Here is a 9399-nt window from a genome sequence, read left to right on the forward strand (position 1 = left end):
ATGCAAAGAGTCGCTGCTGCGGCTCTTTTGCAAAGAAGGGTAAATTACCGGGAAATCAGCTTTTTCTTCTGTTGCTCCGGTTTAGCTCTGCACTAGATTGAGCAACAGAAGTACCATCGCGCCGTCGCGCAATGGCGAATGAATTCAGAGGGAAAATAATGAAAAAGATCGTACTTGCCTGTGCTTTGTTGTCTACATTTGCCGCGACCAGCGTTTGGGCTGATGCCGCAGGCGACCTGAAAAGCCGTCTGGATAAAGTAAGCAGCTTCCATGCAAGCTTCACGCAAAAAGTGACTGATGGCAGCGGTGCTGCGGTTCAGGAAGGCCAGGGTGATTTGTGGGTAAAACGTCCAAATCTTTTCAACTGGCATATGACACAGCCGGACGAAAGCATTCTGGTTTCTGACGGCAAGACTTTATGGTTCTACAATCCATTTGTTGAGCAGGTAAGCGCAACCTGGCTGAAAGATGCCACCAGCAATACGCCGTTTATGCTGATCGCACGTAACCAGACCAGCGACTGGCAGCAGTACAACATCAAACAAACGGGCGATGACTTTGTGCTGACGCCAAAAACCAGCGCCGGCAACCTCAAACAGTTCACAATTAACGTAGGACGCGACGGGACTATCCATCAGTTTAGCGCGGTAGAGCAGGACGATCAGCGCAGCAGTTATGCGCTGCGGACCCAGCAAAACGGCTCGGTGGATATGAATAAGTTTACATTCACCCCGCCAACAGGCGTGACGGTGGATGACCAACGTAAATAGAGGCATGAGTGAGCAACCTGTCGCTCGATTTTTCTGACAATACGTTTCAACCTCTGGCCGCCCGTATGCGGCCAGAGAACTTAACGCAGTATATTGGCCAGCAGCATCTCCTGGCGCCCGGCAAACCTTTGCCGCGTGCAATCGAAGCAGGCCATCTTCATTCGATGATTTTATGGGGGCCGCCAGGCACCGGTAAAACGACGCTTGCGGAAGTGATAGCCCATTATGCCAACGCCGACGTGGAGCGCATTTCTGCGGTGACTTCAGGCGTCAAAGAGATCCGTGAAGCTATCGAGCGCGCCCGCCAGAATCGCAACGCCGGGCGTCGCACCATTCTGTTTGTCGACGAAGTCCATCGTTTCAACAAAAGTCAGCAGGATGCTTTCCTGCCGCACATTGAAGACGGCACCATTACTTTTATCGGTGCGACGACTGAAAACCCCTCGTTTGAGCTGAATTCCGCGCTGCTTTCGCGTGCTCGTGTTTATTTGCTGAAATCCCTCACCGTTGAAGATATCGAACAGGTGCTGGAGCAGGCGATGAAAGATAGCGAGCGGGGCTACGGAAAACAGAGCGATTTGGTGTTGCCGATTGAGACTCGCCGGGCGATTGCTGAACTGGTCAATGGAGATGCGCGTCGCGCCCTGAATACGCTCGAAATGATGGCCGATATGGCCGAGAGCGATGCAAAAGGTAAACGCGTTCTGCAAACGGCGTTGCTGACGGAAATCGCGGGCGAACGTAGCGCGCGCTTTGATAACAAAGGCGATCGTTTTTACGATCTGATTTCCGCCCTGCACAAATCCGTGCGTGGTTCGTCGCCGGATGCGGCGCTCTACTGGTATGCCCGTATTATCACCGCTGGCGGCGATCCGCTTTACGTAGCGCGCCGTTTGTTGGCCATTGCTTCAGAAGATGTCGGTAATGCCGATCCGCGTGGAATGCAGGTCGCTATCTCTGCCTGGGATTGCTTTACCCGCGTCGGCCCGGCTGAAGGGGAGCGCGCCATTGCTCAGGCAATCGTCTACCTCGCCTGCGCGCCAAAAAGCAACGCCGTCTATACCGCGTTTAAGGCCGCGATGGCGGACGCAAGAGAGCGTCCCGATTACGATGTGCCGGTTCACCTGCGCAATGCGCCGACCAAACTGATGAAGGAAATGGGTTACGGGCAGGAGTATCGCTACGCGCATGACGAACCCAACGCCTATGCCTCTGGAGAAGTGTATTTCCCTGAGGAAATGGCACAAACACGCTATTATCAGCCGACAAACAGAGGTCTTGAAGGCAAGATCGGCGAAAAGCTCGCCTGGCTTGCTGAACAGGATCAAAATAGCCCGACAAAACGCTACCGCTAAAGCAGGCGTTGCGGTAAGGTTAGCAAGACTATCAAAGCGGTCGCAGGCTGTGGCCGCATCCCCTTCATTTAATTCGATAAGCACAGGATAAGCATGCTCGATCCCAATCTGCTGCGTACAGAGCCAGACGCAGTCGCTGAAAAACTGGCACGCCGAGGCTTCAAGCTGGATGTAGAAACGCTGCGCTCTCTGGAAGAGCGTCGTAAAGTGTTGCAGGTAAAAACTGAAAATCTGCAGGCTGAGCGTAACTCGCGATCGAAATCCATCGGCCAGGCGAAAGCGCGTGGGGAAGACATTGAGCCGCTGCGTTTGCAGGTCAACCAGCTGGGTGAAGAGCTGGATGCTGCAAAAGCAGAACTTGATGGGCTGCAGGCTGAAATCCGTGATATCGCCCTGGCAATCCCGAACGTGCCAGATGACAGCGTACCGGCAGGCCGCGACGAAAACGACAACGTGGAAGTGAGCCGTTGGGGCGAGCCACGCAAGTTCGATTTCGAAGTGCGCGATCACGTCACGCTCGGTGAAATGGCTAAAGGCCTGGATTTTGCCGCTGCGGTGAAACTGACCGGTTCCCGTTTTGTAGTGATGCAGGGGCAGGTCGCTCGTCTGCACCGTGCGCTGAGCCAGTTTATGCTCGACCTGCACACCGAACAGCACGGCTACGTTGAAAACTACGTGCCGTATCTGGTGAACCACGACACGCTGTTTGGCACAGGTCAACTGCCTAAGTTTGCAGAAGATTTGTTCCATACCCGTCCGCTGGAAGAAGAAGCTGATTCCAGCAACTATGCGTTGATCCCGACTGCGGAAGTGCCGTTGACCAACCTGGTGCGCGACGAGATCCTGGACGATGATTCTCTGCCGCTGAAAATGACCGCCCATACGCCATGCTTCCGTTCCGAAGCGGGTTCTTATGGTCGCGATACCCGTGGTCTCATCCGCATGCACCAGTTCGATAAAGTTGAAATGGTGCAGATTGTGCGTCCGGAAGAGTCGATGGAAGCGCTGGAAGAGTTAACGGGTCATGCGGAGAAAGTGCTGCAGTTGCTGAACCTGCCTTACCGTAAAGTGCTGCTGTGCACCGGTGATATGGGCTTTGGCGCCGCCAAAACTTATGACCTGGAAGTTTGGCTGCCGGCGCAGAACACCTACCGTGAAATCTCCTCCTGTTCCAACATGTGGGATTTCCAGGCGCGTCGCATGCAGGCTCGCTGCCGTAGTAAATCCGATAAGAAAACCCGCCTGGTGCATACCCTGAACGGCTCTGGCCTGGCAGTGGGTCGTACTCTGGTTGCGGTACTGGAAAACTACCAGCAGGCCGACGGCCGTATCGAAGTACCAGAAGTGCTGCGTCCTTATATGAAAGGGCTGGAGCACATCGGTTAAGCATTAAATTGCTGACTGATTCTTATTAAGCGCCTGCGGGCGCTTTTTTTATGTACTTTAATGGCTTAGAACCGCATATTATCCGCCTTCTTTGACACCAGACAATAACCTTCTACCCCCTAAGAAGTATTATCGCCGCCAGAAAGCGAGTGATGATTTCATAATTATTCATTCAAAATACTTATCATTTGGTTGCCATGATTTACATGATGTGACGCGGCAAGCCAATCAATATAACTCTAATTTTCACCGACACTCCTTTCTCTCTTTGGCTGCCATGACACCGCGGGCCATCTGAACCCTGCGTTTGTGCTGTCAGCTTATTTTAACCGTGAGCAAAATAAGTAGGTCATCATGACTGATAAAACCCCTAACGCGATCCTCGCGGCAGAGGTAAGTCGCCGTAAGCTGGTGAAAACCACGGCTATCGGTGGACTTGCCGCCGCCAGCAGCGCCTTCTCATTGCCGTTCTCCCGCATAGCCTCCGCCCGGACCCCAGCCGATACCGTTAACGGCGCAGAAAAAGTCGTATGGAGCGCCTGTACGGTCAACTGTGGCAGCCGTTGTCCGCTGCGAATGCACGTGGCGGATGGCGAAATTAAATACGTTGAAACCGATAATACAGGCGATGACGACTACGAAGGTCTACATCAGGTCCGTGCTTGCCTGCGCGGCCGTTCAATGCGCCGTCGCGTCTATAACGCCGATCGCCTGAAATACCCGATGAAGCGCGTCGGCGCGCGTGGAGAAGGGAAGTTTGAGCGCATTAGCTGGGAAGAAGCCTTTGATACCCTCGCCAACAGCATGAAAGGCATTATCAAAGAGTACGGCAACGAAGCGATTTACCTGAACTACGGCACCGGCACGCTGGGTGGCACCATGACCCGCTCCTGGCCGCCGGGTTCTACGCTTATCGCCCGCCTGATGAACTGCGTGGGCGGTTATCTCAACCACTACGGCGACTATTCCACCGCGCAGATTGCCGCTGGTCTGAACTATACCTATGGCGGCTGGGCTGATGGCAACAGCCCGTCCGATATTGAAAACAGCAAGCTGGTTGTGCTGTTCGGTAATAACCCTGGGGAAACGCGAATGAGCGGCGGCGGGGTAACTTACTACCTTGAACAGGCGCGGGAAAAATCCAACGCTCGCATGATCATCATCGATCCGCGCTACACCGACACCGGTGCCGGACGTGAAGATGAGTGGATACCAATCCGTCCGGGTACCGATGCGGCGCTGATCTCCGCGCTCGCGTGGGTGATGATCGCCGAAAACCTGGTCGATCAGCCGTTCCTTGATAAGTATTGCGTTGGCTACGATGAAAAAACGCTGCCTGCCGGCGCGCCTGCCAACGGCCACTACAAAGCCTATATTCTGGGGCAGGGAGCTGACGGCATTGCGAAAACGCCGCAGTGGGCATCTTCAATCACCGGTATTCCTGTTGATCGCATTATCAAACTTGCGCGCGAAATCGCCACGGCTAAGCCTGCGTTTATCAGCCAGGGCTGGGGACCGCAGCGTCACTCAAACGGAGAACTGGTATCCCGTGCCATCGCCATGCTGGCTATTCTGACCGGCAATGTGGGGATTAACGGCGGTAACAGCGGTGCCCGCGAAGGCTCTTATGACTTGCCGTTCGTACGCATGCCAACGCTTGAAAACCCGGTGCAAACAAGTATTTCTATGTTCCTGTGGACCGACGCCATCGAGCGTGGCCCGGAAATGACCGCCACACGCGACGGCGTACGCGGCAAAGATAAGCTGGACGTTCCCATCAAGATGGTGTGGAACTACGCCAGTAACTGCCTGATAAACCAACATTCTGAAATTAACCGCACCCACGAAATCCTGCAGGATGACAAAAAGTGCGAAATGATTGTGGTGATCGATAACCACATGACCTCATCCGCTAAGTACGCCGATATTCTGCTGCCGGACTGCACCGCTTCCGAGCAGATGGACTTCTGCCTCGACGCATCGTGCGGCAATATGTCGTACGTCATTTTCGCCGAACAGGCTATCAAACCACGCTTCGAGTGCAAAACCATCTATGAGATGACTACCGAGCTTGCAAAACGCATGGGCGTTGAGCAGCGGTTCACCGAAGGCCGCACTCAGGAAGAGTGGATGCGCCATTTGTACAGGCAGTCGCAGGAAGCGATTCCGGAGCTGCCGAGCTTTGAAGAATTCCGCAAGCAGGGGATTTTCAAACAGCGTGATCCTGAAGGGCACCACGTCGCTTACAAAGCGTTCCGTGAAAACCCGGCAGAGAATCCGCTAACGACTCCGTCCGGCAAAATCGAAATCTACTCCGCGCAGCTCGCAGACATTGCCGCGACGTGGCAACTGCCGGAAGGCGATGTAATCGATCCGCTGCCCGTTTACAGCGCCGGTTTCGAAAACTACGACGATCCGCTGGCCGAAACATGGCCGCTGCAAATGACGGGCTTCCACTACAAGGCGCGTACTCACTCCACCTACGGCAACGTAGAAGTGCTGAAAGCCGCCTGCCGCCAGGAGATGTGGATTAACCCGATCGATGCGCAAAAACGCGGAATCAGCAATGGCGACGTGGTGCGTATTTTCAACGGCCGTGGCGAAGTGCGTATTAATGCCAAAGTCACTCCTCGCATTATTCCGGGCGTAGTCGCGCTTGGGGAAGGGGCCTGGTACAACCCGGACGCCAATAAAATTGACCATGCCGGAAGTATCAACGTATTAACTACCCAACGTCCGTCTCCGCTGGCGAAAGGTAACCCATCCCACAGCAACCTGGTTCAGGTCGAGAAGGCGTAAGGAGTAGCTCATGACTTCACAATATGGATTTTATATTGACTCAAGCCGTTGCACCGGCTGCAAAACCTGCGAGCTGGCCTGCAAGGACTACAAAAATTTAGGCCCGGACGTGAGCTTCCGCCGCATTTATGAATACGCGGGCGGCGACTGGCAGGAGGATAACGGCGTCTGGAACCAGAACGTCTTTGCCTATTATCTGTCGATTGCCTGTAACCACTGCGAAGACCCGGCCTGTACCAAAGTCTGTCCGAGCGGGGCGATGCACAAACGTGAAGACGGTTTCGTCGTGGTAAATGAAGATATCTGCATTGGCTGTCGCTACTGTCACATGGCCTGTCCGTACGGCGCGCCGCAGTACAACGCCGAGAAAGGTCATATGACCAAGTGCGACGGCTGCCACGACCGCGTTGCCGATGGCAAAAAGCCGGTGTGTGTTGAGTCCTGCCCGCTACGCGCGCTGGATATGGCGCCGATTGACGAACTGCGCAAAAAGTATGGCAATCAGGCCTCTATTGCACCGCTCCCTGCGGCGCATTTCACAAAGCCGAATATTGTCATTAAACCCAACGCCAACAGCCGCCCTTGTGGGGATAAAACCGGCTATCTGGCTAACCCGAAGGAGGTGTGAGATGGGTAACGGATGGCATGAATGGCCGCTGATGATTTTTACCGTGCTCGGCCAGTGCGTGGCGGGCGGTTTTATGGTGATGGCGCTGGCGCTGCTTTACGGCGTTGAAGATCGTGTGCAACAAAAGCGCGTGCAATGGGCAATGATCGTACTGTGGGTGCTGATGGGTATTGGCTTTATTGCTTCGGTTCTCCACCTTGGCTCACCGCTGCGCGCGTTCAACTCGCTTAATCGCATTGGCGAGTCTGCGCTCAGTAATGAAATCGCCAGCGGTTCGGTGTTCTTTGCCGTAGGAGGTTTCGGGTGGCTGCTTACCGTGATGGGCAAAATGCCCGCGGCGTTAGGCAAGCTGTGGATGGGTGTCGCCATGGTGTTGGGCGTGTTCTTTGTCTGGATGATGTGCCGTGTGTATCTGATTGATACCGTGCCGACCTGGTATAACGCTTATACGCCGCTTGGTTTCTTCCTGACCATGTTTATCGGCGGCCCGCTGCTGGGTTACCTGCTGCTTCGCGTTGCGGGCGTAACGGGTTGGGGAATGCGAATGTTGCCGGTAGTGACGCTTGTTGCGCTGATTGTGAGCACGGTTGTTGTGCTGCTACAGGGCATGGAGCTTGCGACGATTCACAGCTCCATTCAGCAGGCTGCGGCGTTGATCCCACAGTACGGCACGCTAATGTCGTGGCGCCTTGCTTTGCTGGTGGTGGCTCTGATGTGCTGGATTGTGCCGCAGCTTAAAGGCGGCCAGCCTGCGGTTGGCCTGCTGGCGTTCGCTTTCGTGTTGGTTATTGCTGGGGAGCTGATTGGCCGCGGCGTGTTCTACGGTTTGCATATGACGACAGGCATGGCGATTGCCAGCTAGCCTGTTTCCTGAGCGCGTCTGCGGGCGCGCTTTTTATTCTCGCCAGATAAGAAAATATCATCCGCTTTACCATGAAATTTTTCATCCATCCCGCTTCGATTCTTCCTGCCTGATTCCATCAAAAACAGCGAGATAGCGTTTCCGCATTTCGCTTAGCCCACGCCGAAGATAAGTTTTTCAAATCGACAGGTCGGATTTCGCCGCAGACCCCGTCAGCACTGGATTGACAATCCTTTTTCCGGTGGCATGATGCGCACAAATTTCTTCTCTTCCTCGCGGTTTTTTTACATGTCCACCTATACCCGGCCAGTGATGCTTTTGCTCTGTGGCCTGATGCTGTTGACCCTGGCGATAGCGGTGCTTAATACGCTCGTTCCTCTGTGGCTTGCCCATGAACACCTTCCAACGTGGCAGGTGGGAATGGTCGGGTCGTCCTATTTTACCGGCAATCTGCTGGGGACGATGATGACGGGCTGGCTAATTAAGCGTCAGGGCTTTAATCGCAGCTATTATCTTGCCTCGCTGATTTTTGCCGTCGGCTGCGTGGGCCTGGGACTAATGGTGGGCTTCTGGAGCTGGATGATGTGGCGTTTCATCGCAGGCGTAGGCTGCGCGATGATTTGGGTTGTGGTTGAAAGCGCGCTGATGTGCAGCGGCACTTCCCGCAATCGTGGACGCTTGCTTGCGGCTTATATGATGGTTTATTACGTGGGCACCGTGCTTGGCCAGTTGATGGTCAGCAAACTGCCAACGGATCTGGTCAGCGTACTGCCATGGGTAACCGCGATGGTGCTGGCGGCTATTCTTCCTCTGCTGTTCACCCGCATCGTGAATGACCGTAGCGAAAATCAGGAAGCCGCGGCGGTATGGCCAATGCTGCGCCTGCGTCATGCGCGCCTTGGCGTCAATGGCTGTATTATCTCCGGCATTGTTCTGGGGTCGCTGTATGGACTGATGCCGCTTTACCTGAACCATCAGGGCGTGAGCGATTCCGGGATCGGTTTCTGGATGGCGGTAATGGTCAGCGCGGGGATTGTGGGCCAGTGGCCGGTAGGGCGTCTGGCGGATCGTTTCGGCCGTTTGCTGGTGCTGCGCGTTCAGGTATTTATTGTGATCCTTGGCTGTATGGCGATGTTAAGTAACGCGGCAATGGGACCTGCTCTGTTTGTGCTGGGTGCGGCTGGTTTTACGCTCTATCCCGTCGCTATGGCCTGGGCCTGCGAGAAAGTGGAACACCATCAACTGGTGGCGATGAATCAGGCTTTGCTGCTTAGTTACACTATTGGCAGCCTGCTCGGCCCGACGCTTACCGCAATGCTGATGCAAAGCTATTCAGACAACCTTTTGTTCGTGATGATTGCAGGCGTGGCGTTTGTGTATCTGTTGATGCTGCTGCGCAAGGCGGGCCATCACCCAACGCCTGTGGCACATGCCTGAAACATCATTTCCTGGCAGGAAAAAGCCCTCAACTTTGGACTGCACCCCAAAAGTTGGATACCCAACTGAGTAAGGTGCAGTTTTTTATGGCAAAGCCAAAATATTCCCTCGAAACCAGATTAGCTGTAGTCAATCACTACCTTGCCGGAAAAGATGGAACAC

General features: G+C 54.5%; 7 protein-coding genes. All 7 read left to right on the forward strand.

Going from position 1 to position 9399, the window contains the following annotated elements; translation table 11 throughout:
• Positions 1-158 precede the first annotated feature (158 nt).
• The 7 genes from lolA (at position 159) to MUA00_RS06055 (ending at position 9237) form a co-directional block, all read left to right on the forward strand.
• The gene (gene lolA, locus MUA00_RS06025; protein ID WP_271122081.1) at positions 159-770 is read left to right on the forward strand and encodes an outer membrane lipoprotein chaperone LolA; all 612 of its coding nucleotides are present in this window, start codon (positions 159-161) and stop codon (positions 768-770) included.
• Positions 771-778: 8 nt separating this feature from the next.
• Positions 779-2125 carry a replication-associated recombination protein A gene (locus tag MUA00_RS06030; protein WP_271122080.1) on the forward strand — a complete coding sequence of 449 codons (1347 nt, stop codon included), beginning with the start codon at positions 779-781 and terminating at the stop codon, positions 2123-2125.
• A gap of 93 nt (positions 2126-2218) precedes the next feature.
• Positions 2219-3511, forward strand: a complete 1293-nt coding sequence (gene serS / locus MUA00_RS06035; protein ID WP_271122079.1) for a serine--tRNA ligase — start codon at positions 2219-2221, stop codon at positions 3509-3511.
• Between the two features lie 354 nt (positions 3512-3865).
• Positions 3866-6310, forward strand: coding sequence for a dimethylsulfoxide reductase subunit A (gene dmsA, locus MUA00_RS06040; protein WP_271122078.1), 2445 nt, complete (start codon positions 3866-3868; stop codon positions 6308-6310).
• Positions 6311-6320: 10 nt separating this feature from the next.
• Complete coding sequence (locus tag MUA00_RS06045) at positions 6321-6938, forward strand: DMSO/selenate family reductase complex B subunit (RefSeq protein ID WP_271122077.1); 618 nt, start codon at positions 6321-6323, stop codon at positions 6936-6938.
• Position 6939: 1 nt separating this feature from the next.
• Entirely contained in the window at positions 6940-7800 is an 861-nt protein-coding gene (locus tag MUA00_RS06050; protein WP_271122076.1) for a dimethyl sulfoxide reductase anchor subunit family protein, read from the forward strand.
• Between the two features lie 288 nt (positions 7801-8088).
• A complete protein-coding gene (locus MUA00_RS06055) occupies positions 8089-9237 on the forward strand; it encodes an MFS transporter (protein ID WP_271122075.1) in 1149 nt (382 codons plus the stop codon).
• The last annotated feature ends 162 nt before the right edge of the window (positions 9238-9399 follow it).

The organism is Dryocola boscaweniae, assembly GCF_025215095.1.
In the GTDB taxonomy this organism is placed as follows: domain Bacteria; phylum Pseudomonadota; class Gammaproteobacteria; order Enterobacterales; family Enterobacteriaceae; genus Dryocola; species Dryocola boscaweniae.

Excerpts from the sequence above, each read along its gene's own strand:
- MUA00_RS06045 (WP_271122077.1), top strand. The coding sequence starts at position 6,321 with ATGACTTCACAATATGGATTTTATATTGACTCAAGCCGTTGCACCGGC.
- serS (WP_271122079.1), top strand. The coding sequence starts at position 2,219 with ATGCTCGATCCCAATCTGCTGCGTACAGAGCCAGACGCAGTCGCTGAA.
- MUA00_RS06055 (WP_271122075.1), top strand. The coding sequence starts at position 8,089 with ATGTCCACCTATACCCGGCCAGTGATGCTTTTGCTCTGTGGCCTGATG.
- lolA (WP_271122081.1), top strand. The coding sequence starts at position 159 with ATGAAAAAGATCGTACTTGCCTGTGCTTTGTTGTCTACATTTGCCGCG.
- dmsA (WP_271122078.1), top strand. The coding sequence starts at position 3,866 with ATGACTGATAAAACCCCTAACGCGATCCTCGCGGCAGAGGTAAGTCGC.
- MUA00_RS06050 (WP_271122076.1), top strand. The coding sequence starts at position 6,940 with ATGGGTAACGGATGGCATGAATGGCCGCTGATGATTTTTACCGTGCTC.